The organism is Streptomyces sp. NPDC057249, assembly GCF_042669245.1.
GTDB lineage: Bacteria > Actinomycetota > Actinomycetes > Streptomycetales > Streptomycetaceae > Streptomyces.
In genome coordinates this window covers 67,702-93,521 of the sequence record NZ_JBHUXS010000014.1, presented here as the reverse complement: position 1 = coordinate 93,521, position 25,820 = coordinate 67,702, and the positions used below count along the sequence as shown (strand labels likewise).

General features: G+C 72.9%; 24 protein-coding genes. 11 read left to right on the top strand and 13 right to left on the bottom strand.

Translation table 11 applies throughout. The features are described from left to right. The first annotated feature begins 131 nt into the window (after window positions 1-131). The 3 genes from ACFUJY_RS24835 (at window position 132) to ACFUJY_RS24825 (ending at window position 3,390) form a co-directional block, all read left to right on the top strand. Complete coding sequence (locus tag ACFUJY_RS24835; protein WP_383303444.1) at window positions 132-989, top strand: helix-turn-helix domain-containing protein; 858 nt, start codon at window positions 132-134, stop codon at window positions 987-989. A 209-nt stretch (window positions 990-1,198) separates the two neighbouring features. After that, window positions 1,199-1,399, top strand: coding sequence for a DUF397 domain-containing protein (locus ACFUJY_RS24830; RefSeq protein WP_383303442.1), 201 nt, complete (start codon window positions 1,199-1,201; stop codon window positions 1,397-1,399). 431 nt (window positions 1,400-1,830) lie between these two features. Continuing rightward, the gene (locus ACFUJY_RS24825; protein ID WP_383303439.1) at window positions 1,831-3,390 is read left to right on the top strand and encodes a sodium:solute symporter family protein; all 1,560 of its coding nucleotides are present in this window, start codon (window positions 1,831-1,833) and stop codon (window positions 3,388-3,390) included. A gap of 12 nt (window positions 3,391-3,402) precedes the next feature. Here the strand turns inward: ACFUJY_RS24825 and ACFUJY_RS24820 are convergent, their stop codons facing one another. From ACFUJY_RS24820 to ACFUJY_RS24810, 3 genes are all read right to left on the bottom strand, one after another. Continuing rightward, a complete protein-coding gene (locus ACFUJY_RS24820; protein ID WP_383303436.1) occupies window positions 3,403-4,518 on the bottom strand; it encodes an ADP-ribosylglycohydrolase family protein in 1,116 nt (371 codons plus the stop codon). Window positions 4,519-4,776: 258 nt separating this feature from the next. After that, a complete protein-coding gene (locus ACFUJY_RS24815) occupies window positions 4,777-7,359 on the bottom strand; it encodes a bifunctional FO biosynthesis protein CofGH (RefSeq protein ID WP_383303433.1) in 2,583 nt (860 codons plus the stop codon). A 36-nt stretch (window positions 7,360-7,395) separates the two neighbouring features. After that, a complete protein-coding gene (locus ACFUJY_RS24810; RefSeq protein WP_383303430.1) occupies window positions 7,396-8,775 on the bottom strand; it encodes a serine/threonine-protein kinase in 1,380 nt (459 codons plus the stop codon). A 257-nt stretch (window positions 8,776-9,032) separates the two neighbouring features. Here ACFUJY_RS24810 and helR point away from each other — a divergent pair, with 257 nt between their 5' ends. Continuing rightward, complete coding sequence (helR, locus tag ACFUJY_RS24805; protein WP_383303428.1) at window positions 9,033-11,219, top strand: RNA polymerase recycling motor ATPase HelR; 2,187 nt, start codon at window positions 9,033-9,035, stop codon at window positions 11,217-11,219. 4 nt (window positions 11,220-11,223) lie between these two features. Here the strand turns inward: helR and ACFUJY_RS24800 are convergent, their stop codons facing one another. Continuing rightward, on the bottom strand, window positions 11,224-11,646 hold the full coding sequence (locus ACFUJY_RS24800; protein ID WP_383303425.1) for an ATP-binding protein: 423 nt from the start codon (window positions 11,644-11,646) through the stop codon (window positions 11,224-11,226). A 132-nt stretch (window positions 11,647-11,778) separates the two neighbouring features. Here ACFUJY_RS24800 and ACFUJY_RS24795 point away from each other — a divergent pair, with 132 nt between their 5' ends. Next, on the top strand, window positions 11,779-12,645 hold the full coding sequence (locus ACFUJY_RS24795; protein WP_383303422.1) for a Scr1 family TA system antitoxin-like transcriptional regulator: 867 nt from the start codon (window positions 11,779-11,781) through the stop codon (window positions 12,643-12,645). Next, a complete protein-coding gene (locus tag ACFUJY_RS24790) occupies window positions 12,642-12,887 on the top strand; it encodes a DUF397 domain-containing protein (protein WP_383303419.1) in 246 nt (81 codons plus the stop codon). The genes ACFUJY_RS24795 and ACFUJY_RS24790 overlap by 4 nt, the downstream gene beginning before the upstream one ends. A 249-nt stretch (window positions 12,888-13,136) precedes the next feature. On the opposite strand, the gene ACFUJY_RS24785 is transcribed toward ACFUJY_RS24790, so the two are convergent. Beyond that, window positions 13,137-13,577 carry a DUF4333 domain-containing protein gene (locus tag ACFUJY_RS24785; protein ID WP_383303417.1) on the bottom strand — a complete coding sequence of 147 codons (441 nt, stop codon included), beginning with the start codon at window positions 13,575-13,577 and terminating at the stop codon, window positions 13,137-13,139. Window positions 13,578-13,668: 91 nt separating this feature from the next. Further along, complete coding sequence (locus tag ACFUJY_RS24780) at window positions 13,669-14,133, bottom strand: hypothetical protein (RefSeq protein WP_383303414.1); 465 nt, start codon at window positions 14,131-14,133, stop codon at window positions 13,669-13,671. A gap of 163 nt (window positions 14,134-14,296) precedes the next feature. Here ACFUJY_RS24780 and ACFUJY_RS24775 point away from each other — a divergent pair, with 163 nt between their 5' ends. Further along, window positions 14,297-15,769 (top strand): hypothetical protein, encoded by a 1,473-nt coding sequence (locus tag ACFUJY_RS24775; protein WP_383303411.1) that lies wholly within the window; start codon window positions 14,297-14,299, stop codon window positions 15,767-15,769. 11 nt (window positions 15,770-15,780) lie between these two features. Here ACFUJY_RS24775 and ACFUJY_RS24770 read toward each other — a convergent pair whose 3' ends face one another. The 3 genes from ACFUJY_RS24770 to ACFUJY_RS24760 all read right to left on the bottom strand — a co-directional run bounded on the left by ACFUJY_RS24770 (window position 15,781) and on the right by ACFUJY_RS24760 (window position 18,626). Next, window positions 15,781-16,377 (bottom strand): hypothetical protein, encoded by a 597-nt coding sequence (locus tag ACFUJY_RS24770; protein WP_383303408.1) that lies wholly within the window; start codon window positions 16,375-16,377, stop codon window positions 15,781-15,783. A gap of 67 nt (window positions 16,378-16,444) precedes the next feature. Continuing rightward, window positions 16,445-17,275, bottom strand: coding sequence for an LLM class F420-dependent oxidoreductase (locus ACFUJY_RS24765; protein WP_383303406.1), 831 nt, complete (start codon window positions 17,273-17,275; stop codon window positions 16,445-16,447). Between the two features lie 148 nt (window positions 17,276-17,423). After that, window positions 17,424-18,626 carry an MFS transporter gene (locus tag ACFUJY_RS24760; RefSeq protein ID WP_383303403.1) on the bottom strand — a complete coding sequence of 401 codons (1,203 nt, stop codon included), beginning with the start codon at window positions 18,624-18,626 and terminating at the stop codon, window positions 17,424-17,426. Window positions 18,627-18,911: 285 nt separating this feature from the next. Between ACFUJY_RS24760 and ACFUJY_RS24755 the strand changes: the two genes are divergently transcribed. From ACFUJY_RS24755 to ACFUJY_RS24745, 3 genes are read left to right on the top strand one after another with little or no spacing between them, the layout of a single operon-like run. After that, a complete protein-coding gene (locus tag ACFUJY_RS24755) occupies window positions 18,912-19,415 on the top strand; it encodes a DUF3995 domain-containing protein (protein WP_383303400.1) in 504 nt (167 codons plus the stop codon). Further along, window positions 19,405-19,917, top strand: a complete 513-nt coding sequence (locus ACFUJY_RS24750; protein WP_383303397.1) for an RNA polymerase sigma factor — start codon at window positions 19,405-19,407, stop codon at window positions 19,915-19,917. The genes ACFUJY_RS24755 and ACFUJY_RS24750 overlap by 11 nt, the downstream gene beginning before the upstream one ends. Then, window positions 19,914-20,402 carry a hypothetical protein gene (locus tag ACFUJY_RS24745; protein ID WP_383303394.1) on the top strand — a complete coding sequence of 163 codons (489 nt, stop codon included), beginning with the start codon at window positions 19,914-19,916 and terminating at the stop codon, window positions 20,400-20,402. Before ACFUJY_RS24750 ends, ACFUJY_RS24745 begins: the two co-directional genes overlap by 4 nt. A gap of 24 nt (window positions 20,403-20,426) precedes the next feature. Here the strand turns inward: ACFUJY_RS24745 and ACFUJY_RS24740 are convergent, their stop codons facing one another. The 3 genes from ACFUJY_RS24740 to ACFUJY_RS24730 are packed head-to-tail and all read right to left on the bottom strand — an operon-like array spanning window position 20,427 to window position 22,888. Continuing rightward, window positions 20,427-21,203 (bottom strand): ABC transporter permease, encoded by a 777-nt coding sequence (locus ACFUJY_RS24740; RefSeq protein ID WP_383303391.1) that lies wholly within the window; start codon window positions 21,201-21,203, stop codon window positions 20,427-20,429. Next, window positions 21,200-22,168, bottom strand: a complete 969-nt coding sequence (locus ACFUJY_RS24735) for an ATP-binding cassette domain-containing protein (protein WP_383303388.1) — start codon at window positions 22,166-22,168, stop codon at window positions 21,200-21,202. Before ACFUJY_RS24735 ends, ACFUJY_RS24740 begins: the two co-directional genes overlap by 4 nt. 51 nt (window positions 22,169-22,219) lie before the next feature. Next, on the bottom strand, window positions 22,220-22,888 hold the full coding sequence (locus tag ACFUJY_RS24730; protein WP_383303385.1) for a hypothetical protein: 669 nt from the start codon (window positions 22,886-22,888) through the stop codon (window positions 22,220-22,222). A 262-nt stretch (window positions 22,889-23,150) separates the two neighbouring features. Here ACFUJY_RS24730 and ACFUJY_RS24725 point away from each other — a divergent pair, with 262 nt between their 5' ends. Further along, entirely contained in the window at window positions 23,151-23,873 is a 723-nt protein-coding gene (locus ACFUJY_RS24725; RefSeq protein WP_383303382.1) for a helix-turn-helix domain-containing protein, read from the top strand. Between the two features lie 7 nt (window positions 23,874-23,880). On the opposite strand, the gene ACFUJY_RS24720 is transcribed toward ACFUJY_RS24725, so the two are convergent. Further along, complete coding sequence (locus tag ACFUJY_RS24720; protein ID WP_383303379.1) at window positions 23,881-25,788, bottom strand: AMP-dependent synthetase/ligase; 1,908 nt, start codon at window positions 25,786-25,788, stop codon at window positions 23,881-23,883. Window positions 25,789-25,820: the final 32 nt, after the last annotated feature.

The window sequence follows — 25,820 nt, the reverse complement described above, 5'->3', positions numbered from 1 at the left end:
CGCGGGGCAGTCGGTACCACCGACTGCCCCGCGCCGCTGTGTGTGGCCGTTTCCCAGCGGGGCCGGGCCCGGGGGTGGCAATCTGCTCAGCAGTAGATACGCACAGCTACATAGCCGGAGGTGCCGTTTCCGTGCCGTCCAACGTCAATCCCACCGTCAGGCGACGCCGGTTGGGACAGGAATTGCGCCGACTGCGCGAGGTCAAGGGAATGACCGCCGAGGAGGTGGCGGACCGGCTGCTGGTCTCGCAGTCGAAGATCAGCCGCCTGGAGAACGGCCGCCGCTCCATCAGCCAGCGCGACGTCCGCGATCTCTGCGGGGTGTACGAGGTCGAGGACCGCCGCCTGGTCGACTCGCTGATGCAGATGGCCAAGGACTCCCGCCAGCAGGGCTGGTGGCACGCGTTCGGGGACATCCCGTACAGCGTGTACATCGGGCTGGAGACCGACGCGGCGTCCCTGCGGGTGTACGAGTCGCTGATCGTCCCCGGCCTGTTGCAGACGCGGGAGTACGCGCAGGCGGCGATCGAGGGGATGTGGCCGGAGGCCACGCCCACCGAGATCGACAAGCGCATCCAGATCCGCATAAAGCGCCAGGACCGCCTGACCGATCCGGTCGAACCGCTGCGGTTCTGGGCCGTGATCGACGAGGCCGTGCTGCGCCGTGTCGTGGGCGACCCGCAGATCATGGCGGACCAGTTGAGGCACCTGGCGGAGCTGAGCCAGCTCCCCCACGTGACGCTCCAGGTGCTGCCGTACACCGTCGGGGCGCACCCGGGAATGTACGGGAGTTACACGATCCTCGAATTCCAGGAGGACATGGACGCGAGCGTCGTCTATCTCGAAGGCATCACCAGCGACCTGTATCTGGAAAAGGCTCCCGATGTGCAGAGTTACGCGGTGATGTACGAACACCTGCGCGCGAAGGCGCTGAGCGCCGAGCAGTCCCGGGCGTACATTCTCCAGGCGGCGGAGAACTGCGGAGCGTGACGAATTCCGCGCCCGCCACGGGGTTCCCCGGGGCGGCGCGGAAGATACACCTCCGCCTAGGAGTGCCGGAAGGCCGCCGAGGCGTAAGTCATCCGAACGAGTGAACGCCACTGACGCCCGATGATGTTGCGGCGTAGCGTCCCTCACAAGTCGCTGGGCGCAGCGGCTGGGCGCACCGCCCAACGACCGGCACAACCATCGGAGTCATTATGGCGATTCGGCAGAACGCACTGACGGAGTGGACCAAGTCCTCCTATTCCGCGAATGGGAATTGTGTGGAGGTCAAGGCGGCGGAGAGGCACGCGCTGCTGGTCCGCGACTCGAAGAGCGTGAGCAGCGGGGTCCTCGGCTTCTCCGCGAAGACCTGGTCCGCCTTCGTCGTGGACGTCTCGCGCACCGCCGGCTTCTGACACCGCGCGACCCGGCCGCGCGCTCGCGCCGCGGCCCGCACCAGGCCCTCTCGACCGGCCCGCCGTCCTGGCCGAGAGGGCTTTCGCCGTTTCCGGGCCGGATTCTCTGGCAGTTCCCCTCCTTCTCGACCGCACGGGACCCGCATCCCGTGCGGTCTTCTTCGTGCTTCCCTGCGCTCACAGCCTGGCGAAGCGCCCGCTCATCGTGTGGCCGCCGTCACGTTCACGACAACGCTTCCGTGGGTCAAGAACGAGTAAAATCGTTCCTCTTGCTGATCTGCGTTCACATCTATGACCTGAAGGGTCCTTGACCGAGGTGCCGCGCAGGCGGTTCAATCCCCGAAGTCCCCGCTCCCGCACGGGGCGCCGCTGAGCGGCCGTACTGGCGAAGTGCGCACCCCGTTCACAAGGCGGACCCCGGGAGGGGACATATGAACAGTCTCGACTGGGTCGTGCTCATCGGCTACTTCGGCGTGATGATCGCGATCGGGCTCTGGTCCCACAAGCGTGTCGACAACGTCAGCGACTTCTTCACCGCGGGCGGCAGGATGCCCTGGTGGCTGTCCGGCATCTCGCACCACATGTCGGGGTACAGCGCCGTGATGTTCACGGGCTACGCCGGCATCGCGTACCAGTACGGCGTCACCTCGTTCGTCACCTGGTCGCTGCCGATCGCGATCGGCATCGGCATCGGCGCGAAGCTCTTCGCGCCCCGCCTCAACCGGCTGCGCTCGCGGCTGTACGTGGCGTCCCCGCTCGAATACCTCAAGAACCGCTACAACGTGCCCACCCAGCAGGCGCTGGCCTGGTCCGGACTGCTGCTGAAGATCGTGGACGTGGGTGCCAAGTGGGCCGCCATCGCCACGCTGCTGTCCGTCTTCACCGGGATCACCCTCACCCAGGGCATCTTCATCACCGGCATCATCACCGCCGTCTACTGCACGGTCGGCGGTCTGTGGGCCGACGCGCTCACCGAACTGGGGCAGTTCGTCATCCAGCTGCTCGCCGGACTCGCGATGCTCGTCACCGCGATGCACGAACTGGACGGCTTCAGCACCCTGTGGACGGTCTGGGACAAGCTGCCCGAGGGCCACGCGGACCCGACGGCCGGCCCGTACACCGTGACGTTCCTGCTGGCGTACCTGTTCATCAAGACCTTCGAGTACAACGGCGGCATGTGGAACCAGGCCCAGCGCTACATGGCCACGGACTCCGCCGCCTCCGCGACCCGTTCGGCCCGGCTGTCCGCCGTGCTGTGGCTGGTGTGGCCGACGGTCCTCTTCTTCCCGATGTGGTGCGCCCCGCTGCTGGTGGACGCGCAGAAGCCGGACGCCTCCGACAGCTACGCGCTGATGACCGAACAGCTGCTGCCGCACGGGCTGCTGGGCCTGGTCGTCGTCGGGTTCTTCTCGCACACGATGGCCATGTGCTCCTCCGACGCCAACGCGATCGCGGCCGTCTTCACCCGGGACATCGCCCCGGTCTTCTCCAAGGCCGCCCGCGAGTGGAGCAGCCGGGCCGGGCTCCTCGCCGCGCGCCTGTCCACGCTGGGCTTCCTCGCGCTGTCCATGGCGCTGGCGACGCAGATCAACTCGCCGACGTTCAAGGACATCATCTCGGTCGTCATCAAGTGGGTCGCCGGGCTCATGGGCCCGATCGCGATCCCGTTCATGCTGGGACTGCTGCGCCGCTTCCGCAAGTCGGGTCCGACGGCGGCGCTCGTCAGCTGGGCGGCGGGGCTGCTGGCGTTCTACTTCACCAACTACGACCTGGACGGTTCGGTGAAGGAGGGGGTGGCGCTCCAGTACCAGGTCGCGCTGCCGCTGGCGATCTCGCTGGTGCTGTACGTGGTGATCGGCTTCGTACGCCCGGAGGACACCCCGGAACGCGACGCGCTGATCGAGCGGATCAACACCGACGGCGACGGTCCGGCGGTGCCCGCCCAGGCCGGTCCGGGCGAGGCCGCGGTGGCCGAGGGGGCGAAGGAGTAGCGCCGCCGCCCGTCAGCCGCGCGGGTAGCGGGCCAGCCAGCCCGGGGCGGCGCCGCCCGGGCTGTGCAGGGCTGACCCCTGGGTCATCTCCATGGCGAAGTCGTCGGCGAGTTCGAGGAGGGTGGCCCGCCCCTCCAGCTCGGCGAGCCAGGCCGGGGGCAGCGCGGTCTCCCCGTGCATCGCGCCCAGCATTGCCCCGCACAGCGCCCCGGTCGCGGCGGACGGGCCCCCGTGGTTCACCGCCAGCCGCAGCCCGTGCCGCACGTCCTCCCCGACGAGCGCGCAGTACACCGCGACCGCCAGCACCTCCTCGGCCGAGTCCGTGACGCCCAGGGACTCGATGAGCGCGGGCCCCGGGATGCCCCGGCGCACGGCGCCGAGAGCGCGGCGCAGCGCCTCGGTGACGGGTTCATGGCCCGGGTGGTCCGCGAGCAGCCCCAGCGCGTGCTGCACGGAGCCGTCCAGGGTCTCGCCGCGCGCCAGCCCGTGCACCACGACCGCGAAGGCACCTGCGGAGAGCAGGGCGGTGGGGTGGCCGTGGGTGTGCGCGGCGCACTCGACGGCGAGCTGGAACACCAGCTGCGGCTCCCAGCCGACGAGCAGCCCGAAGGGCGCGGACCGGGTGAGCGCGGCGGCGTCGTGGGCGGCGGGGTACTTGGGCCGGTCCAGGGTGCCCATGACGGCGTCGCCGAAGCCGCCCAGGCATTCCCGGGTGGGGTCGCGGCGTTCGTAGAGCCATTCCTGCGCGGCGAGCCAGCCGTTGTCCGCGCGGCGCTCGTCGGGCCCCCAGTCGTGCTGGGTGGCGGCCCAGCGCAGGTGGGCGCGGTGCACGTCGGTGGGCGGGTGCCAGGCTCCGGTGTCACGGCGGACCTGGGCGCGGATCAGCCCGTCGACGGTGAACAGGGTGAGCTGGGTGGCGGCGGTGACCGTGCCGCGCGCGCCGTGGGCGGGTACGAAGTCGGTGACGGCGTCGGGGCCGTGGGCGGCGCGGATCTCCTCCAGGGTGAGGGCGCCGACGCCGGCGCCCAGCGCGTCCCCGACGGCGCCGCCGAGGAGGGTGCCGCGTACCCGGCTGCGGAAGTCCTGCTGCTCGACCCGGCCCCAGACGGCCAACATCCCTGTGCTCACCGCGCCACTCCCGTATGCCGTGGTTTCGTTCCCCTGTGCGACTGTGCGGTAACTGCGCAGCACTGTAATCGAACGGGTGCAGGGACCAAGGGCTTTGTACGGCTCCGAGGCGCATCGGATTCCCGTTGCGGCGCGGGCGGTCCGGGAAGCCGCCCGCGCCGCCGGGGGCACCGCGACCCGGTGCGTGCCACGGCGACATCGCCCCCGGCGACCTCCTGGTCCCGGTGGCGCCGATCCGCCGGCGGGTCCGGCGCCCCCTCAGTCCCCCAGCACCGGCAGCAGTTCCGGCAGGTGCCCGTCGGACGCGCCGGCCGCCGCCACCCGCTCCTCCGGGACCTCTCCGTACAGCGTCGTACGCGGCTTCGCCGGGCGGCCGGCGAGCTCCGCGATGGCCTCCAGGTCGCGGACCGAGCGGTAGGAGCCGTAACCCGACCCGGCCATGCGGGAGATGGTCTCCTCCATGAGGGTGCCGCCCAGGTCGTTCGCGCCCGAGCGCAGCATCTCGGCCGCGCCCTCCGTGCCGAGCTTGACCCAGCTGGTCTGGATGTTGGTGATGTGGGGGTGCAGGAGGAGGCGGGCCATCGCGGTGACGGCGCGGTTGTCGCGGTCGGTCGGGCCGGGGCGGGCGATCCCGGCGAGGTAGACGGGGGCGTTGGTGTGGATGAAGGGCAGCGTCACGAACTCGGTGAAGCCGCCGGTCTCCTGCTGGAGCGCGGCCAGGGTGCGCAGGTGGCCCAGCCAGTGGCGGGGCTGGTCGACATGGCCGTACATCATGGTCGAGGAGGAGCGCAGGCCCACCTCGTGGGCGGTCCTGATGACTTCCAGCCAGGTCGCGGTGGGCAGCTTGCCCTTGGTGAGGACCCAGCGGACCTCGTCGTCCAGGATCTCGGCCGCCGTGCCCGGGATCGAGCCGAGGCCGGCCTCCTTCGCGGCGGTCAGCCAGTCCCGGATCGACATCCCGGTTCGGGTGGCCCCGTTGACGACCTCCATCGGCGAGAACGCGTGGACGTGGATGCCGGGCACCCGCTCCTTCACCGCCCGCGCGATGTCGAAGTACGCCGTGCCGGGCAGGTCCGGGTGGATGCCGCCCTGCATGCAGACCTCGACCGCGCCGACGTCCCACGCCTGCGCGGCCCGGTCCGCGACCTGGTCGAGCGAGAGGGTGTACGCGTCGGCGTCGGTGCGGCGCTGGGCGAAGGCGCAGAAGCGGCAGCCGGTGTAGCAGACGTTGGTGAAGTTGATGTTGCGCGTGACGATGTACGTGACGTCGTCGCCGACCACGTCGCGCCGCAGCGTGTCCGCGATCCGGCACAGCTCGTCCAGGGCCGGCCCGTCGGCGTGCAGCAGCGTGAGCGCCTGGTCGTCGGTGAGCTTCGTCGGGTCGTCGGCGGCCCGGCTCAGCGCCGCGCGCACGTCCCCGTCGATCCGTGAGGGCACCATCCCGGGGGCCGCCGCCTCGCGCAGCGCCTCCCAGTCCCCGTACACGGCGTCGAAGTCGTCGCGGCGGTCGCCGGTGCGGCCCTCCGTGTCGATGGTGCGGTGCAGGTCGGTGCGGCCGGAGGCGTTGAACCCCTCGTCCGGCTCCTGCCAGGGCAGCCCCTCCGGGATCGCGTCCTCCTTCGCGAGGCCGGTCTCCGGGTCGGCGAGCGCCCGGACGTGCGGGAGCAGCCGGGGGTCGAGCCAGGGTTCGCCGCGCTGGATGAACTCCGGGTAGATGGTGAGCCGTTCGCGGAGCGTGAAGCCGGACTCGGCGGTGCGGGCGGCGAGTTCGTCGATGTGCGGCCAGGGGCGCTCGGGGTTCACGTGGTCGGGGGTCAGCGGCGACACCCCGCCCCAGTCGTCGATGCCCGCGCCGATGAGCAGCGCGTACTCCGCGTCGACCAGGTTCGGCGGGGCCTGGATGCGGGCGGACGGGCCGAGGATGTGCCGGGCGACGGCGATCGCGGCGGCCAGCTCCTCCAGCTCCGCGTCCGGCATCCCACGCATCGCGGTGTCGGGCTTGGCCCGGAAGTTCTGGACGATGACCTCCTGGACGCCGTGGTAGGCGCGGGCGGTCCGGCGCAGCTCGAAGAGGGAGTCCGCGCGCTCCTCGTACGACTCGCCGATGCCGATCAGGATGCCCGTGGTGAACGGCACGTTGGACCGGCCGGCGTCCTCAAGCACCCGCAGCCGCACGGCCGGTTCCTTGTCCGGGGAGCCGTGGTGCGGGCCGCCGGGCTCGGACCAGAGGCGGGTCGCGGTCGTCTCCAGCATCATGCCCATGGAGGGCGCGACCGGCTTGAGCCGCTGGAGGTCCGTCCAGCTCAGCACCCCGGGGTTGAGGTGCGGCAGCAGGCCCGTCTCCTCCAGGACCCGGATCGCCATGGCGCGTACGTAGGCCAGGGTGTCGTCGTACCCCTCGGCCGCCAGCCACTCGCGCGCCTCCGGCCAGCGGTCCTCCGGCCGGTCCCCGAGCGTGAACAGGGCCTCCTTGCAGCCCATCGCGGCGCCCTCGCGGGCGATGGCCAGCACCTCGTCGGGCGACAGGAACATGCCGTGCCCGGCCCGGCGGAGCTTGCCCGGCACGGTGACGAACGTGCAGTAGTGGCACGTGTCGCGGCAGAGCCGGGTCAGCGGGATGAAGACCTTGCGGGAGTACGTGATGACCCCCGGCCGCCCCGCCGCCTCCAGCCCCGCGTCGCGCACCCGGGCCGCGGAGGCCGCGAGATCCGTCAGGTCGTCGCCGCGCGCCTGCAGCAGCACGGCGGCCTCCGCCCGGTCGAGGGCGACACCGTCACGCGCACGCTTCAGCGCGCGCCGCATCGAGTTGGTGGTGGGGGGTGCGCTCTGAGGATCGGTCATGCCTCCGAGCATACGAGCGGGTAGCGGGCGCTCCGCTTACGCGTAGTACTCCAGGATCAGCGGCAGGTCCTGGGTCCATTCCCGCAGGCGGGAGCGGTTGCGGGCGGTCAGCGTCCAGGTGTGGGCGGCCCCGGCGCGCAGGCGGACGGTGACCACGAGGAGCTTGGGCCCCCGCACGGCGTACTCGATCCGGCCGATGTCCGCCCAGGCGAATTGCAGCTCAAGGCCGTTGGCCGCCTGGAACTCGATCCCCAGCGCGTCGATCACCAGCGAACTGTCGGTGCCCACCCCGACGAACCCGATGTCGGTGACGGGCTCGGCGGGCGCCTGCTGCCACGGGCCGCCCGCGGCGGGCCCCTGCGCGTACGGGTTGTTGGGGACCGCGGCGGCGGGCGGATAGGGGGAGGGGGCGTACGGGGACGGGCCGTAGGGGGACGGGGCCGCGGCCATCGGCGGGTACGGGGACGGGCTCGCGGAGGCCGGGGGATACGCGGGCGGCGCGGGGGGCGTGGGGGCCGCGCCGAGGGGCGGGTAAGCGTACTGCGACCGGGATGCGGTGGCCGGGTGGGCGGGACTGCCCGGCGGGGTCGCGGTGGCCGGGACGTCCGCCGGGGCCCCGGGCGCGAACAGGTCCAGCAGGGTCTCCGGGGTGGGGCGCTCGCCGGGCTCCTTCGCCAGGCAAGACGCGACGACGTCCCGGACGCCTTCCGGCACCGCGCCCAGGTCCGGCGCCTCGTGCACCGACCGGTACATCAGCCCCATGGGCGTCCCCGCCCCGAACGCACTGCCACCCGCCGCCGCGACGAGCACGGCACCCAGGGCGAACACGTCGGCCGGGGCCCCGACGTCCAGGCCCTGCGCCTGCTCGGGGGCGAGGAACCCCGGCGTGCCGAAGGCCACCCCGGTGGCGGTGAGCCGGGTCGACTCCAGGGCCCGCGCGATGCCGAAGTCCAGGACGCGCGGCCCGTCCGCGGCCATGATGATGTTGCCCGGCTTGAGGTCGCGGTGGACGAGCCCGCAGCGGTGGATCGCGGCCAGCGCCTCGGCGAGGGCGGCGCCCAGCTGACGCAGCCGCGCCTCGCCCATCGGCCCCTCGGCCTCCACGAGCGCGGCGAGCGTGGGCCCGGGGATGTACGCCGTCGCCAGCCAGGGCGCGGGTGCGTCGGGGTCCGCGTCGACCACCGGTGCCGTGTGGAACCCGCCGACGCTCCGGGCCGCCTCGACCTCGGCCCGGAACCGCTCGCGGAAGTGCGGATCGGCGGCCAGTTCGGAGCGGGCCACCTTCACGGCGACCGCGCGCCCGCCCCGGGACCGCGCCAGATAGACGACACCCATGCCACCGGCGCCGAGTTCCCGCTCCACGGCGTAGCCGCCGACCTTCTCGGGCAGGCCCGCCCCGTCCGTTCCGTACGCCATGCGCTCGGCGCTCCCCCCGTGATCCGGCGGCCCAGTATGCCGTGTGCCTGCCAATACGCGGCACGTCGGGCGAGGCGGGAGAGGGGGCGGGTCGCCGGGGGTGTTCACCGGCCGGCCGAGGAGGGACAGTCACCTCCGGCCACTCTCAACGTATAGCGCAAGGGGGGCCTTGCCGCAAGGCCCCCCTCGTCCCGCAGAATCGCTGACCTCAGCCAGCCACCCGCGGCATTTGGGAGTTTCAGGAAGTGCCCGAACCGATGCGTCCCACCCCCTCCCCCACCCTCACCACGAGCGCCTTCGCGCTGACCGGCGACCGCGCCGCGGCCAAGGCGGACCCGGCCCTGATCGCCGGTGACGAGCGGCACTTCGCGGCGATCGCGCGCTGCCTGGAGGAGACCGTCGCCGAACTGACCGCCGCCCTCGACACCGCCCGCCGCGCCCCCGGCGGTCTTGGCCGGCAGGGGCTGGACCGCGATGCGGAGATCCACCGGCTGACCGCCCGGCTGCGCACCCTGCGCCGCTTCGGCCTGGACCTGTGCCTCGGCCACATGGCCGGGGCGGACGGCTCCGAGCCGGTGTACGTGGGGCGGCTCGGCCTCACGGACGGCGAGGGCCGCCGGCTGCTGACCGACTGGCGCTCCCCGGCCGCCGAGCCGTTCTTCGGGGCGACGCACGGCAATCCGATGGGTCTGGCGACCCGCCGCCGCTACCGCTGGTCGGGCGGGCGGGTCAGCGACTACTGGGACGAGGTGTTCGCCCCGGACGCCTTCGCCGGGCACGCCGCGCTGGACGACCAGTCGGCGTTCATCGCCAGCCTGGGCACCAACCGCTCGTCCCGGATGCGGGACGTGCTGGGCACGATCCAGGCGGACCAGGACGCGATCATCCGGGCCGGTTCGCGCGGGGCGCTGGTCGTGGACGGCGGCCCGGGCACCGGCAAGACGGTCGTCGCCCTGCACCGCGCCGCGTACCTCCTGCACGCCGATCCGCGCCTCGGACACCGGCGCGGCGGCGTCCTCTTCGTCGGCCCGCACCAGCCGTACCTGGGGTACGTCGCCGACGTGCTGCCGAGCCTCGGCGAGGACGGGGTGCGTACGTGCACCCTGCGCGACCTCGTCCCGGAGGGCGCGGCGGCCGTGCCCGAGGCCGATCCGGAGGCGGCCCGGCTGAAGGCGTCGGCGGAGCTGGTGCGGGCGGTCGAGGCGGCCGTCGCGTTCTACGAAGAGCCGCCGTCCCAGGGCCTGACCGTGACGACGCCCTGGGCGGACGTCCGGCTGACCGCCGCCGAGTGGGCGGTGGCGTTCGAGTCGGCGCCGGGCGTCCCGCACAACGAGGCGCGCGACGCGGTCCTGGAGGAGGTCCTGACGATCCTGGCCGAGAAGCACGCGGACCGGCAGGACGAGGAGGTCCCGGACCACCTGGTCCGGCAGGCGCTGCTGCGCGACCGCGAGCTGATGTCGGCCTTCGACCGGGCGTGGCCCCTGCTGGAGGCGGCGGACCTGGTCGGCGACCTGTGGTCCGTCCCGGCCTACCTGCGGACGTGCGCGCCCTGGCTCACCCGGGACGAGGTGGCCGCGCTCCAGCGCACCGAGCCCCGGGCGTGGACGGTCTCCGACCTGCCGGTCCTGGACGCGGCCCGGCAGCGGCTCGGCGACCCGGACGCGGCCCGCCGCAGGCGCCGCAACGAGGCGACGGCCGCCGCCGAGCGGGCCCGCCGGGCCGAGGCGATCGACAGCCTCCTGGAGAACGCGGAGATCGACGAGAGCCAGGGCGCGGTGGGGATGCTGCGCGGCCGGGACCTCCAGGACACGCTGCTCGACCCGGACGCGCTGTCCACCGCCGAACCGGACGCGATGGCGGGGCCGTTCGCGCATGTGGTGGTGGACGAGGCGCAGGAGCTGACCGACGCGGAGTGGCAGATGCTGCTCCAGCGGTGCCCCTCGCGCAGCTTCACGATCGTCGGGGACCGCGCGCAGGCCCGGCACGGTTTCACGGAGTCGTGGCGGGAGCGGCTGGAGCGGGTCGGGTTCGACCGGATCACCCTCTCCGCGCTGACCGTCAACTACCGCACGCCGGAGGAGATCATGGCGGCGGCGGAACCGGTGATCCGGGCCGCCCTGCCGAACGCCAACGTCCCGGTCTCCATCCGCAGCAGCGGTATCCCCGTGCGCCGGGGCCCGGTCACGGACCTGCCCGCCGTCCTCGGCACCTGGCTGACGACCCACCCCGAGGGCACCGCCTGCGTGATCGGCGCCCCGGCGGGCTTCCGCCCGCCGTCGCCGCGCGTCCGCGCGCTGACCCCGTCGCTCTCGAAGGGCCTGGAGTTCGACCTCGTGGTCCTGGTCGAGCCGGAGTCCTTCGGGGAGGGGGTCGGCGGGGCGGTGGACCGGTACGTGGCGATGACCCGGGCTACGCGGGAGTTGGTGGTGCTGGCGGGGGTGTAGGGCCTCAACGCCCCGGGGCCACCCGCGCCCACACCGTCTTGCCGACGACCCGCTCGGCGACGCCCCACTCCGCCGCCAGCGCCGCGACCAGGCGCAGCCCGTGCCCGCCCTCGGCGGCGGCGGGCCCGCCCGCGCACAGCTCCGGCCGCCGCTCGCCGCGCGCGTCCGAGACCTCGACGCGGAACCCGTCCGCCTCGCGGAGCACGCGCAGCTCGAAGTCCCGGCCGGTGACGTGGCCGTGCAGCACGGCGTTGGCGGCCAGTTCGGCCACGACCACCGCCACGTCGTCGGACAGCTCGCTCCCGTACGGCACGCCCCAGGCGTCGAGTTGCTGCACGGCGAGGCGTCGGGCGAGACGGGCGCCCCGCCGGGTGGCGCTGAAGCGCTGGACGAAGTCGGTACCCGCGAGGGTGATTTCGGCGTTCATGTGACCCAGCGTGTCCGGCTGCTCGTACGCTGACCAGGAGTGACCACACGACTCCACCATGCTGTACGGGCCCGCCCGACCGGCTGTACGGGGCGTCGGCCGTGACCGGACGGACAGAGGCGGTACGGGCAGATGACGAGCACACAACGTGAGGAACGGCCGGAGCGCCCGGCCGAATCGGACGGCACGGCGCACCTGTTCAGGGCGCTGGGCCGTCAGCTGAAGTTCTTGCGCGAACGCGCGGGGATGAGCCAGAAGGAGCTTGCGTCGGCGACGCATTGCGGCGAGGACCTGATCTCCGCGATGGAACGGGGGGTGCGGACCCCGCAGGTGGAGTTCCTGACGCTTGCGGACCGGGCTCTCGGCACGGGGGGCTTGCTGGAGGCGGCAGCGGAGGAGGTGCGGGAGGCGCTGAAGCGGGCCCGTCTGCGGCATCCGGGGTGGTTCCGAGACTATGCGCGGACGGAGGCGGAGGCAGTCGCACTGCACATCTACAGCACTCAGGCGGTCCCCGGCCTTCTCCAGACGGAGGAGTATGCACGCGCGGTCTTCACCCAACGGCGTCCGCTGCTGGACGAGCAGACGATTGAGAAGCGCGTGGCTGACCGTATGGCCCGCCAGCAGCTCTTCGAGCGTTGGCCTGCACCGACGCTCAGCTTCCTCCTGGAGGAGACCATTCTCCAACGACCGATTGGTGGAGAGGCGGTGCACCGCGCCCAGCTGCAGCGGTTGCTATCCGTGGGGCAGATGCGCAACGTCGAGCTTCAGGTGGTGACGACCGACCGGACAGAGCACCCCAGCCTGGACACGTCGTTCACCCTCGTCACGCCGAAGGGGCGCCAAGAGGCCGCGTACACCGAGACCTACGGGTATGCAAGGCTGATCACGGACCCGGCTGAGGTGCGAGTCTTCACCGAACGCTATGGAATTCTGCGGGCGCAGGCTCTCTCCCCGAGGGAGTCGCTGACGTTCATTGAGAAGATGTTGGGAGACCGATGAACACTGAGCAACTCCACTGGTTCAAGAGCAGCTACAGCACGGGCGAGGGCGGCAACTGCATCGAGGTCGCCTACGACTGGCGCAAGTCCAGCTACAGCAGCGGCGAGGGCGGCGAGTGCATCGAGGTCGCGTCCTGCGCGACCGCCGTCCACGTCCGGGACTCGAAGAACGTCCCCGGCCCCCACTTCGACGTGGCGCCCTCGGCCTGGTCCGCGTTCGTCACGTACGCACGCCAGGGCTGACGAGCCGGACGGCGAGCCCCGAACCGGCGCTCGCCGTCCACCAGCCGGGGTGGTACAGACTTGGCGCGTGAGCAAGGAACCGCAGGAACACGCAGAGACGGAAGCCGCACAGGCTCTCGCCCGGTACCAGGCCCGCCGGGCCTCAGGGGCCGCAGAGACCGTTCCTCACGACGAGGTACGCGCACGGCTCGGCCTGGAGCGGCGCTGACGCACCGGCCACGGCGGAACCGCGCCGGGCCCGCCCGCCCCTCAGCCGCCCGGCGTCTCGTCCACCTTGAAGTCCATGTGCACCGTGCCGCCGGCCACCGACTTCGCGGTGACCGTCACCCCGTACTGCTTGCCGTCGCCGGCCAGTTGGCAGCGGACCGTGGCGCCGACCTCGGCGGGCAGGTCCTCCGGGCAGGAGAAGGCGTGGGGCTGCTTGCCCATCTGGGCGGCGAGGGCGGCCTTGCCCTGGCGGGCCACCTCCGCCTTGGGGACGGAGCCGGACGCGCCGGTGTCCGTGCCCGCCGATTCGGACGGCTGGGCCGAATCGCTGGGCTGGGGGTCGGCGGACGCCTGCTCGGTGACCTTGTCCTTCTTGACGGGCTCGTCGCCGCCGGAGCTGGACGAACAGCCCGAGACGAGGAACAGCGCGAGCGTCCCGGCCGCCGCTCCGGCCACCATCCGGCTCCGTGCGGACTGCTTCATGGGTCCCCCAAGCATCGATGTACACGCCAAGAACTGGCCTGCCAAGCTACCACCGGGGTCCGAACGGGCGACCGAAGCGGGATTCCGGCCCTCAGGCGTACGTCCACCGCCAGGAGCTTCCGCTCTGGCTGCACCTGATCCGCGCACCGGACGCGTTCGTCGTCACGGCACCGTGGTCGCTGTTGCGGCAGAACTGGCCGGCGCTGTAGCAGTTGCCCGCGTTGGAGCGGATCGAGCAGGTGCCGGTGGCCTTGGTGCCGCCACCCCCGGACGAACCGCCGCTCCCCCCGGACCGGGTCCCGGAGGAGGCCGCCTTGGTGACGGTCGTCGTGACGGTCGGCCCGGGGACCTTCACGGTCTTCGTCTCGGTCACCGTGGGCGCCGGGGCGGGCGTCGCGGTCTCGGTCGCCGTGACGGTCACGGTGACGGCGGGCACCGGCTTGGCGCTCGCCGCCGCTTCCCCCTTCCCGGACTCCGAACAGCCGACCGCCCCCAGGGCGAGCAGGGCCACCCCGCCGATCCATATCCGTGCGCGCCGGTTCAACGCCTTCGGCATGAAGTCCCCCCACAGGTCTTGGCATATGCCTCATCGAGTGAGGTGACCGTATTACCTCGAACGAGATGTGGGGAAGTTGCGAAGGGCGAGTGATCACATCGTGATCAGCCGAGGACCCGCCGGAACCGACCCGGAGCGCCCGGAGCCGTGGCATCATCCCGCCGTGACTCCTGACCAGATCGAACGGTCCGCCACCCCCGCCGAGCGCCGGCTCGCCGGCCTCGCGCTCAACCCGGCCGCCCCCGAGGACATCCTGCTGCGGCTGCTCGCGGGCGAGTCGGCCGCCGTACGGATGGTGCTCTGCCGGGACCGGGCGCTGCCCGAGGCCGTGGTGGACGCGGTGGTCGCGCACCCGGACCCGTACACACGGAGCTTCCTCGCCCGCAGCCGACACGCCGAACCGGAGCAGCGGGCCCGGCTGGTGGACGACCCCGACTGGTTCGTCCGGGCGCATCTGGCCGACAATCCCCTGCCGGACGAGGACGGCTGTCCGGTCAGACCGCTGCCGGACCGGACCGTCGCGCGAATCATCGAGACGTACGAGGACGACCTGATCGGGTACGGGCTGGTGCGCCAGATGTCCCGGGAGTTCCAGCGGGGCACGGCCACCCATCCGCTGGCAAAGGTCCGGCAGAGGGCGGCCGGCCTGCACTGGCATGTGCAGGCGCCCTGGGCGCGGGCGGCGCTGCTGGCCGATCCGGACCCGGGCGTCCGGGAGGTGTCGGCCCGCATGCAGCGGTGGTGGGAACGGCGCCGAGACCCGGACGCGGTGCGGGACGATCTGCCCGACCGCCCCTGCCACGCACGCTCGGACCTGCTGATGCACGGCGCACTGGCCCCGGACGTGGTGGCCGCCGCCCTGGCCACGGACGGCGCGTGGGAGGTGGCGGGCAACACCAGTACACCGGCCGAGACCGTCGCGCTCCTCGCCGGGCACGCCGACCCGAAGGTACGGATACGGGTCGCCGAGCGCTCCGACCTCGCCCCCGCCCTGCGCGGCGCGCTCGCGGTCGACCCCGATCCGGGCGTACGCCTGGCCCTCTCCGTCCATCCGGCGCTGACCGAGGCGGAACGGGCCGCGATCGACTACGTGGTGCCCGGGGACGAGGAGTACGGACACTGCCGGTACCGGTACGCGGACCCGGCGCAGCTGCGCCATGACGCGTTGTCCGGGCACCCGTGCCTGCGGCGGCGGGCGGCCCGGGACCCCGGGCTCCCGGCCGACCTGGTGGCAGAACTCGCGGACGACCCGGACCTCGGCGTCCGGGTACTGCTGTGCCAGAACCATCCGGACGCCCCCGCCGCGCTGTTGCTCCGCAGCTTCCTGGAGTACACCGGCCGCCACCGGTGGCACCTCACGCGCCGCCCCGCCTTCCCCCGGAAGGGCCTCGCCCGATTCGCGGACGACGACGATCCGGCCGTCCGCCGCCTCGCCCTGCTCGACCCACGGCTGGGCCCGGAAGCGGCGGCCCGGCTCACCCGCGACCCGGACCCGCTGATCCGCGCGGACGCGGCCCGGCACCCCCGGCTCCCTCAGGCCCGGCTCACCGAACTGCTCGACGATGCCGAACTGGCCCCCAGGGCCGCCGCGAACCCGTCCCTGCCGCTCGCCACCATGAACGCACTGGTGCCGTAACCGGCGCCCCCTCACCCCAGCCCGAGCCGTGCGCGCTCCTCCTCGACCAGGTTCTCCATCAGCTTCTCCGGGTCCACCGCGTAGTCGCCGTCGTCCAGCGCGTCGTACTCGCGCGCACCCAACGGCAGCCCCAAAGCGGCCAGTTCCTCCGCCAGCCGCCCGTACGCGAGGCGCACGTCGGGTTCGTCCCGGAGATGGGCCTGTTCGGCGGCGACGCCCTCGGACAGGGTGGAGCCGGACATGGGCCAGAGGGTGAACTCGGTGTCCAGCTCGATGGGGCGGCAGCCCGGCTCGTCCGGGTGGAGCCAGTAGCCGACCCAGCCCTTCCCGCCCTCGGCCACCAGCTTCAGGTAGGCCGCCATCCGCGCGGCCCCGGCGTTGACGGCCTGCATCTCCGGGTCGGCCAGCTCCGCCTCGCTGAGGTAGCCGGTGTCCAGGAGGGGGTGGAGCTCGCCGGGCCCGAAGAATGCGAGGTCGAGCAGGCGGCCGAGGTCGTTGCGGCCCTCCCACTGCGCGACCAGGAGGACGCGCAGGTCGTCCGGAAGCGGCCGGCCGTCCAGCCGCTCGCGGGCGAACTCGGCGAGCCGTTCGTCGTAGGTGGCGTCCACGGGTCCCTCTCCGGGGTCGAAGGCAGAGTGTGCGCCAACGTAACAGCGGGGTCGGACAGCCGGGCCCCTACAGATACGCCGCGTACGCGTCCAGCGTCCGCAGGACCTCCGGTTCCGGGGCCGGGGGCAGCTGGAGGACGATCTCCTCGATGCCCAGGTCCGCGAAGCGGGCCAGCTTGCCGGGGGCCGGGCGGACCCCGTACGGGACGACGTGGAGGTCCTTCGGGTCGCGGCCGGCCGCCGCCCAGGCGGTACGGAGGCGGGGCACGGACTCCGACAGGCCCCGGCCGCCGATGGGCAGCCAGCCGTCGGCCGACTCCGCGATCCGGTCGAACAGCTTGGGGCCCGCCGCGCCGCCGATCAGGGTGCGGGGGCCCTGCGGCCGGTGCGGCTTCGGGTGGGCCTCGCTGGCGCGGACGGAGCCGAACTCCCCCTCGTACGCGGTGGGCTCCTCCGCCCACAGCGCCCGCATCAGCGCGAGGCGCTCGCGGCCCAGGCGGCGGCGGGTGGACCACTCGACGCCGTGGTCGGCGGCCTCCTCGACGTTCCAGCCGTAGCCGATGCCCAGGGTGAAGCGGCCGGCGGAGAGGTGGTCCAGGGTGGCGATCTGCTTGGCCAGGTCGATGGGGTCGTGCTGGGCGATCAGGGTGATGCCCGTGCCCAGGGTCAGCCGCTCGGTGACCGCGGCGGCCTGGGCGAGCGCGACGAAGGGGTCCAGGGTGCGGCCGTACTCACGGGGCAGCTCGCCGCCCGCCGGGTAGGGGCTGTCGCGGCTCACCGGGATGTGGGTGTGCTCGGGCAGGTACAGCCCGGCGAACCCGCGCTGTTCGAGCTGGTGCGCCAGCCGCACCGGGGTGATCGTCTCGTCGGTGAGGAAGATCGTGGTGGCGATCCGCATCCGAAGGCACCTCCGTCGTTGTCCCGTGAAGGCCAACGTATGCGGTCCGGGGCGCGAAGCCGAGACCGTACATGCGGGGCGGCCGGGTATGTGGTCGCCCGGCCGCCCCCGAAGGCGCTTCGGCGTGTCTTCGCATGCCCCCTCCTCATCACGGAACCGCCCCGGCCACCGGCTCACGGGCCTCCATCGCCCGCAACCGCGCCTCGCAGCCGCGCCGTTGCACCACGGCGACTCCCGCCACCGCCACGCCCAGTGCCAGCCAGCCCGCCGGGCCCGCGGCCATGACCACGCCCGTGAGCAGCGGCGGGCCCGCCGACTTCTGGATGGACTGGGACATGCCGGCCACGCCCAGGTAGGCGGCCCGTCCGTCCGGCGGGGCGAGCAGGACGGCCAGTTCCCAGGAGCTGACCGAGCGCATCAGCTCCGCCATCGTGACCAGGACCGCCGCCGCGAGCAGGGCCCCGGCCGCCGTCCAGGTGCCGCAGCCGGTGGACGCGGCCAGCAGGGCGCAGGTGACGAAGAGCAGGACGCCGTACAGCAGCACCGCCCGTACCGCCTTGCGCGGGCCCTCCGCCCTGCGGGACACGGCGAGTTGGAGCAGGACGACCAGCACGGTGTTGATGACCAGGAAGGCCGGGACGAGGGCGTGCGGGGCTGACGTGCGGTTGACGAGCCAGAGCGGCAGGCCGACGCCGAGCACCGAGTCGTCCAGGTTCATCGGGATGTCGAGGAGCACGAAGCGGAGGTAGCCCCGGTCCCGCCAGGGGCCCTTGGCGGACACGGGCCGTGGGGCGGCGGGACCGGCGGGCGCCGGGCCGCCCTCCGGCTCCCCCGTACGCCACACCAGCGCGGCGGCGACGAGGAAGGAGAGCGCGTTGCCGAGGATCAGCGCGCGGTACGCGTCCGTCGTGCCGGCCGCCAGGCCGATCGCGGCGAGCCCGGCGCCCAGCCCGTAGCCCGCGTTGGCGGCACTGCGCGACAACGCCTGGTAGGCGGCGCGGCGTTCGCCTGCGGCGCGGGTGGCGAACAGCATCTCCAGGGTCTTGGCCGCCCTGTCCCCCAGATAGGTCACCGCGACCACGACGAGCAGCGCCTCGAAGCGCGTGCAGAGCAGCACCAGCGTGAGCGTGACGAGGCGCAGCAGGTGGCAGCCGATGAGCAGCGGGCGGACCGGGAAGCGGCCCGCGAGGCGTCCGGCGAGGGGGGAGCCCGCGATGCCGGCGACGCCCGCCGTGCCCAGCAGGACGCCGATCTGCTGGGCGCTGAGGTGGGTGACGAAGGTGAGGTAGAGGACCGAGGAGGCCGCCCACAGGCCGGTGCCGGTGCGGTCGACGGCCAGGGCGCGCAGCATGATCCGGGCATCCCTGCCGCCCGGCGGGTTCCTCAACTGGGCCAGCAGGCCCGCCTGTCGGCTTCCCGTCCGGACGCGCCGCACTCCGTACCCCCAAGTATCTCGACATCAAGAGACCTATCGACCGGGAAGCCTGCCCGGATGTTCTCTTGATGTCAAGATGCTTGACAGCGAGAAGCTTGAGAGCGAGATACATAAAGTCGGTGCGGCGCGGGAACGAATCCGCCTCCCGGCTCCTCTGTGGGGTGATCCGGGCGTCCGCCGCCCCCTCACCGAGGAGTCACCATGGCCATCACCACCCGCGCCGCCGCCCTCGCCGTCGCCGGCGTCCTCACCGCCGACGCGCTGCTGCACGTGTTCTGGTCCACCGGGAGCACCTGGCCCGCCGGGGACGCGCGGACGCTCTCGTACGCCGTGCTCGGCATCGACGCCCCGTTCACCCCGCCCGTCGTACTGCCGCTCGCCGCCGCCCTGTCCGGCGGCGCGGCCGTGGTCATCGGCCGCGCGCGGCTGGGGCGCGCCCACCGGCTCGGGCGGCTCCTCCAGACCGGTACGCTCGCCGTCGCCTGCGGCACCGCACTGCGCGGGATCGCCGGGCTCGGCTGGGCGGTGGGGCTGCGCACCGGGCTCGACGCGGCCTCCGGGGACACCTTCCAGCTGCTCAACCGGGTCCTGTACACACCGCTCTGCCTGCTGCTCGCCGCCGCCGCGCTCCGGGTGGCGGCCGGAAGGGAAGCCGCCGCGCCCCGCACGGCGGCCGGGAAGGACACCGCCGCCCGTGCCCGATGACGCCGACCGCGACCGCGCGGTACGCCTGGTGGGGGCCGCCCAGCGCGGCGACACGCTCGCCATGAACGAGTTGCTGGACGTCCTCACCCCGTACGCCGGCCGCATCTGCGCCCCGATCGCGCTCGCCGACGGGCCGGACGCCGTCCAGGAGACCCTGGTCGCCGTCTTCCGGAGCCTGCGCTCACTGAAGGAGCCGGCCGCGCTGTACGGGTGGGTGCGCGCGATCGCCTGCCGGGAGGCCGTCCGGGTCGCCCGGCGCGGGTCCCGGTCCGTGCCCGCCGACCTCACGACGCTGCCCCAGCGCGGCGACCCCGAACTGGCCGCCGACATCGGCGACGTACTGGCCCGGCTGAGCCCCGAGCACCGCGCCGTGCTCGTCCTGCGCGACGTCGAGGGGCTGGACGAGCGGGCCGCCGCCGCCCTGCTCGGACTCCGCGTCGGCACCGTCAAGTCCCGTCTGTCCCGCGCCCGGGACTCCTTCCGGAAGGCATGGACGTCATGACCGGCACCCCGTCGCCCCAGTGGCCCGACGCCTCCCCCCTGGACCCGGTCCGCCGCCTCCGCGTCCTCGCGGCCGGGGTGTCCGGCGCCCGCGTCACCACCCGCGAGATCGCCGCGCCGTACGCCGAGGTGGCGCCCCTGCTCGCCGACATCGACGGTGAACTGGCCCTCCTGGTCCCCGATATGCGGCGGCTGCGGCTGGCCCGCGCCGACGGCGACCGGGTCGAGGCGGTGGCCCGCAGCCGGTTCGGGATGCACGCCCGCTTCCACGGGGTGCGGCGGCCCGGCTGGCTGTGGCTGCAGAGCCGCTTCGTGCTCATCGGCATCGCGGCCACGCCGTCGGCCGCCCGCCCCGGGCACACCCTGGTCGCCTTCACGGGCGGGGTGCGGGTGCCGGGACGGGCGGCCCTGGTGCCGGTGGGCGTGCGGAGGGCGGGCCGCAAGGTGCTGGCCCGCCTGGACGCACGCGTCGGCCGGCCGGGGTGACCACCCCGGCCGGCCGAAGATTTCCTACTTGGGTTCGCGGTCGAACTGGGCCCTGGACCAGAAGTAGCCGAGGACCGCGAGGCCCACGCACCAGCCGACGGCGAGCCAGCCGCTGTGGCCGATCTCGGTACCGAGCAGCAGTCCGCGCAGGGTCTCGATCGCGGGGGTGAAGGGCTGGTACTCGGCGATCGGCTGGAACCAGCCGGGCATCGAGTCCAGCGGGACGAACGCGCTGGAGATCAGGGGCAGCAGGATCAGCGGGGTCGCGTTGTTGCTGGCGGCCTCCGCGTTGGGGCTGCCCAGGCCCATGCCCACGGCGATCCAGGTGAAGGCGAGGGCGAACAGGGCGAGCAGGCCGAGGGCGGCGAGCCATTCCAGGACGGTGGCGTCGGTGGAGCGGAAGCCCATGGCCACCCCGACGGCCCCGACGAAGACCACGCTCAGCAGCGTCCGCAGGACACTGCCCACCACATGGCCGAAGAGGATCGAGCCCCGGTGGATGGCCATGGTGCGGAAGCGGGCGATGATGCCCTCGCTCATGTCCATGGAGACCGACACGGCCGTGCCGACGGTGGTCGAGCCGATCGTCATGAGCAGGATGCCGGGCACGATGTACGCGATGTACGCGTCGCGGCCCGCGCCGCCGCTCATGGTGTCGCCGAAGATGTAGACGAACAGCAGGAGCAGCATCACCGGGGTGAGCAGCAGGTTGAGGGTCAGCGAGGGGTAGCGCCTGGCGTGCAGGAGGTTGCGGCGGAGCATCGTGGACGAGTCGCGCACGGCGAGGGAGAGGGTGCTCATCGGACGGACTCCTTGGTCGGGGCGGGGATGACGGCTTCGGTCTCGGTCAGGGCGAAGAAGACGTCGTCGAGGTCGGGGGTGTGGACGGTGAGTTCGTCCGCCTCGATCCCGGCGGCGTCCAGCCGGTCGAGGATGGAGCGCAGGATGCTCTGCGTGCCGTCGCTGGGGAGTTGCAGGGCCAGCGCCGCGTCGTCGCGGACGGCGTCGCCGCCGAGGTGGGCCGCCGCGGCCCGGTAGGCCGCCGGGTCGCTGAACCGCAGCCGGACGTGCCCGCCGGGGACGATCCGCTTCAGCTCCTCGGCGCTGCCCTCGGCCACCAGCTTCCCGTTGTGCAGGACGGCGATGCGGTCGGCGAGTTCGTCGGCCTCTTCGAGGTACTGGGTGGTGAGGAAGACGGTCACGCCGTCGCCGACCAGGCCGCGGATCATCTGCCACATGCTGTGCCGGCTGCGCGGGTCGAGCCCGGTGGTCGGCTCGTCCAGGAAGATGACGCGCGGGTTCCCGACCAGGGTCATCGCGATGTCGAGGCGGCGCTTCATGCCGCCGGAGTAGGTGGACGCGGGCTTCTTCGCCGCGTCCGTGAGGTCGAAGCGCTCCAGGAGCTCCGCGGTGACCCGCCGCCCCTCGGCCTTGGGCAGGTGGTGCAGGTCCGCCATCAGGAGCAGGTTCTCCTCGCCGGTGATCAGACCGTCGACGGCGGAGAACTGCCCGGTGACGCCGATGGCGGCGCGTACCGCTTGCGCGTCGGTGGCCAGGTCGTGGCCGCCGACGCCGATCGCGCCGGACCCTTCGCCGGGTGGGATGAGTGTGGAGAGGATCTTGACGGCGGTCGTCTTGCCGGCGCCGTTCGGACCGAGCAGCGCGAACACCGTTCCGGCCGGGATGCTGAAGTCGATCCCGTCGAGCACGGTCTTGTCGCCGTAGGCCTTGCGCAGTCCGGTCGCCGTGATGGCCGGGTTCGTCATGGGGTGGCTCCTTCTTCTTCTACGGGCTTCTTCTACGAGGTGGGGGGGTGATCAGAGGCTGCGGGCGGTGATGTCGCCCTTGGTGGTGGTCGCGTGGATGGTCAGGCCGGGCGTGCCGTCGTTCCTCAGCGTGTTGTCGATGCGGCCGACGACGGTGCCCGCGTCGAGCACGGCCGGGACCCCGCGCGCCGCCACGACCGTGATGTCGCCGACCTGGGTGCTGAGGGTCAGCTCGCCGCGGGTGGCCTCCTCGACGGTCACGTCGCCGCGCTGGGTGCTGAGCTCGCCGGGGCCGGTGAGGCGGCGGACGATGACGGCGCCGTCGTGCGCCGAGATCCGGGCGCTCGCGGCCTCGTCCACCTTCACGGAGCGGTAGCCGCCCTCGAAGACGACGTCCCCGAGGCGCCCGACGCCCCGGAACTCGGCGGCGCCGGCCTTGGCCTCGACGTGCGAGCCGGTGGGCAGCTGGACGGTGATCTCGACGGAGCCGGTCTCGCCGAGGAGCCGGTTGCGCCCCTCCGTGGCGGTCCGGATGTCCAGGACGCCGTCGGCGTAGGTGACCTCGACGCGGTCGGCGGCCTTCGCGTCGCGGCTCTTGGTGGCGTCGGCGGGCAGCACCTCGACCACGGTGTCGGTGCGGTCGGCGGCGATGAACCGGAGGTGGCCGGCCGAGATGTCGACGTGGGCGGTGACGACGGCGGGGGTGTCGAACTTCGGCATGATGCGCTCCTTCTGCGGTGCGGCGAACCCGGGCGGCTCGCGCTTTCCGATGAGAGAAACGCTACGTTGCGTTTAGGGACTCGGCAACACACTTGTTGCATCAAAGCCGCGTAACCGCACGTCAGAATAGAGAAGTTGGAGCAATGAGCTCAGACTTAACGCAACAACCGCTCGGTAATCCGTTGCAATGGACTGTCGGTGAACGCTATAGTCGGCCCACCGGCCACCGCACGGCCGGGCCCGCGCCACGAAGGAGTACGCGATGCCGGGAGGCAGGCTCACCCAGCAGGAACGCCGCCAGATCGCCCGGGGCCTGGCCGACGGCCTGGCCTACGCCGAGATCGCCCGGCAGCTGGACCGCCCCACCTCGACCATCACCCGCGAGGTGACGCGCAACGGCGGCCCCACCGGGTACCGCGCGGATGTCGCCCACCGCTCCGCCGAGCAGCGCGCCCACCGCCGCAAGAAGCCCGCGCCCCGGGACGCGAGCCCGGACCCGCAGCCCCACGGCCGGGACGCCGAGGCGGTCCGCGCGTACGAGGAGACGTTCACGACCGTCCTGATGGCCTCGGGCGCGCCCCTGATGATGTCGAGGGTCCTCTCGGCCCTGACCCTCAGCGACACCGGCAGCCTCACCGCCGGCGAACTCGCCGCGCACCTCAAGGTCAGCCCGGCCTCGGTGTCCAAGGCGGTCGCGTTCCTGGAGACCCAGAGCATGGTCCGCCGGGAGCGCGAGGGGCGCCGCGAGCGGTATGTCATCGACGACGACATCATGCACCAGTCGATGATGGCGAGCGCCCGCTCGACCGCCCAGCTCGCCGCGACCGCCCGCGAGGGCGTCCCCGTCCTCGGCGCGGACACGGCGGCGGGCACCCGCCTGCAGAACATGGCCCGCTACCTGGACTTCGTCTCCGAGTCGATAGCGCGCGCCGCCGAGCAGGCGCGCGCCGTCCTGCACACGAAGGCGCCGGACCCGGAGCCCTGACGGGGCCTCACTTCCGGTACAGCTCCTCGATCTCCGCCGCGAAGTCCCGCGCGATCGCGTCCCGCTTCAGCTTCAGCGACGGTGTGAGGTGGCCGCCCTCCTCGGTGAAGTCCACCGGCAGCACCGTGAACTTGCGGATCGACTCGGCGCGGGAGACCAGGCGGTTGGCCTCGTCCACCGCGCGCTGGAGCGTGGTGCGCAGTTCCTCGTCGTGGACGAGGTCGCGCATCGGCACGTCCTGCTTCTTGCGCATCCGGCACCAGTGCGCGAGCCCGTCCGCCTCCAGCGTGATCAGGGCGGTGATGAAGGAGCGGTTGTCGCCGACCACCATGCACTGGCTGACCAGCGGATGGGCGCGCAGCCAGTCCTCCAGCGGGGCCGGGGTGACGTTCTTGCCGCCCGACGTGATGAGGATGTCCTTCTTGCGGCCGGTGATCGTGAGGTAGCCGTCCTCGTCGAGCGCGCCCAGGTCCCCCGTCGCGAACCAGCCGCCGTCGAGCACGGGGACCGCCGCGCCGCGCCCGGCGTCCCAGTAGCCCTGGAACACCTGCCCGCCGCTGAGCAGCACCTCCCCGTCGTCGGCTATGCGTACGGCGGTGCCGGGCAGCGGCCACCCGACCGTGCCCAGGCGGGGCTTGAGCGGCGGGGTGACCGTGGCGGCGGCGGTCGTCTCGGACAGCCCGTAGCCCTCGAAGATCTCGATGCCGGCGCCCGCGTAGAACGCCGCGAGCCGCCGCCCCAGCGGGGAGCCGCCGCAGATCGCGTACCGGACGTGCCCGCCGAGCGCCGCCCGGATGCGGCGGTAGACCAGCGGGTCGTACAGCGCCCGGGCGGCGCGCAGCCCGAGGCCGGGGCCGGGGCCGGTGCCGTGCTCGGCGGCCTCGACGGCCTGCCCGTACCGCTGGGCGATCCGGGCGGCCCGGTCGAAGGAGGAGGCCCGGCCCATCTTCTCGGCGGTGGCCCGGCCCGTGTTGTAGACCTTCTCCAGGACGTACGGGATCGCCAGCAGGAACGACGGCTTGAAACCGGCCATGTCCGCGAGCAGGTCCTCCGTCTTGATCGACGGCGCGTGGCCGAGGCGGACCCGGGCGCGCAGGCAGCCGATCGCGACCATCCGGCCGAAGACGTGCGACAGCGGCAGGAACAGCAGGGTCGACGCGGGGTACTTGCTCACCGACTTGAAGACCGGGTGCAGCAGCTCGATGGCGTTGTCGACCTCGGCGAAGAAGTTGCCGTGGGTCAGCACGCACCCCTTGGGGCGGCCCGTGGTCCCCGAGGTGTAGATCAGGGTGGCCGGAGTCTCCGGCTCCAGGGTCGCGCGGCGTTGGGCGACGATGTCGTCCGGGAGATCCTCGCCGAGCTTCTTCAGCCGGCCGAGGGCGCCCGTGTCGAACTGCCAGAGGTGCGCGAGCCCGGCGAGCTGCTTGCGCTCCTGGCTGATGATCCGGCTTTGCTCGGCGGTCTCGACCGCGCAGGCCGCGGCCCCGGAGTCCTGGAGTATCCAGCGGGCCTGGAAGGCGGACGAGGTCGGGTAGACGGGCACGGTGACCAGGCCCGCCGCCCAGGCCGCGAAGTCGAGCAGCGTCCACTCGTACGTCGTACGGGCCATGATCGCGATCCGGTCGCCGGCGCGCAGCCCCTCCGCGATCAGGCCCTTGGCGACGGCCAGCACCTCGGCGGCGAAGTCGGCCGCGGACACGTCCTGCCAGCTGCCGTCCGGCTGCTTGCGGCTGAGGACGGCTTCGGCGGGGGCCTCGCGGGCGTTGTCGAACGGGATCTCGGCGAGCGATCCGCGCCGGACGGCCGGGGCGAACGCCGGTACGGAGACCTGCCGGACGGTGCCGCGGGCGTCCCGCTCAAGGGTCGGCTCGACCAGGGCGGGGACGGCGGGGGAAGGGGCGGGTGGCGTGGACACGTGCGGCTCCTCGGCAAGGGGGACGGGCGGGT

Bases quoted from the DNA above. Each gene is read 5' to 3' on its own strand.
- ACFUJY_RS24735 (WP_383303388.1), bottom strand. From the start codon at position 22,168: ATGACGAACCCGGCCATCACGGCGACCGGACTGCGCAAGGCCTACGGC.
- ACFUJY_RS24800 (WP_383303425.1), bottom strand. From the start codon at position 11,646: ATGAACGCCGAAATCACCCTCGCGGGTACCGACTTCGTCCAGCGCTTC.
- ACFUJY_RS24765 (WP_383303406.1), bottom strand. From the start codon at position 17,275: ATGCGGATCGCCACCACGATCTTCCTCACCGACGAGACGATCACCCCG.
- ACFUJY_RS24755 (WP_383303400.1), top strand. From the start codon at position 18,912: ATGGCCATCACCACCCGCGCCGCCGCCCTCGCCGTCGCCGGCGTCCTC.
- ACFUJY_RS24825 (WP_383303439.1), top strand. From the start codon at position 1,831: ATGAACAGTCTCGACTGGGTCGTGCTCATCGGCTACTTCGGCGTGATG.
- ACFUJY_RS24790 (WP_383303419.1), top strand. From the start codon at position 12,642: ATGAACACTGAGCAACTCCACTGGTTCAAGAGCAGCTACAGCACGGGC.
- ACFUJY_RS24740 (WP_383303391.1), bottom strand. From the start codon at position 21,203: ATGAGCACCCTCTCCCTCGCCGTGCGCGACTCGTCCACGATGCTCCGC.
- ACFUJY_RS24760 (WP_383303403.1), bottom strand. From the start codon at position 18,626: ATGCTGCGCGCCCTGGCCGTCGACCGCACCGGCACCGGCCTGTGGGCG.
- ACFUJY_RS24725 (WP_383303382.1), top strand. From the start codon at position 23,151: ATGCCGGGAGGCAGGCTCACCCAGCAGGAACGCCGCCAGATCGCCCGG.
- ACFUJY_RS24730 (WP_383303385.1), bottom strand. From the start codon at position 22,888: ATGCCGAAGTTCGACACCCCCGCCGTCGTCACCGCCCACGTCGACATC.
- ACFUJY_RS24810 (WP_383303430.1), bottom strand. From the start codon at position 8,775: ATGGCGTACGGAACGGACGGGGCGGGCCTGCCCGAGAAGGTCGGCGGC.
- ACFUJY_RS24830 (WP_383303442.1), top strand. From the start codon at position 1,199: ATGGCGATTCGGCAGAACGCACTGACGGAGTGGACCAAGTCCTCCTAT.
- helR (WP_383303428.1), top strand. From the start codon at position 9,033: ATGCGTCCCACCCCCTCCCCCACCCTCACCACGAGCGCCTTCGCGCTG.
- ACFUJY_RS24815 (WP_383303433.1), bottom strand. From the start codon at position 7,359: ATGACCGATCCTCAGAGCGCACCCCCCACCACCAACTCGATGCGGCGC.
- ACFUJY_RS24795 (WP_383303422.1), top strand. From the start codon at position 11,779: ATGACGAGCACACAACGTGAGGAACGGCCGGAGCGCCCGGCCGAATCG.
- ACFUJY_RS24745 (WP_383303394.1), top strand. From the start codon at position 19,914: ATGACCGGCACCCCGTCGCCCCAGTGGCCCGACGCCTCCCCCCTGGAC.
- ACFUJY_RS24785 (WP_383303417.1), bottom strand. From the start codon at position 13,577: ATGAAGCAGTCCGCACGGAGCCGGATGGTGGCCGGAGCGGCGGCCGGG.
- ACFUJY_RS24780 (WP_383303414.1), bottom strand. From the start codon at position 14,133: ATGCCGAAGGCGTTGAACCGGCGCGCACGGATATGGATCGGCGGGGTG.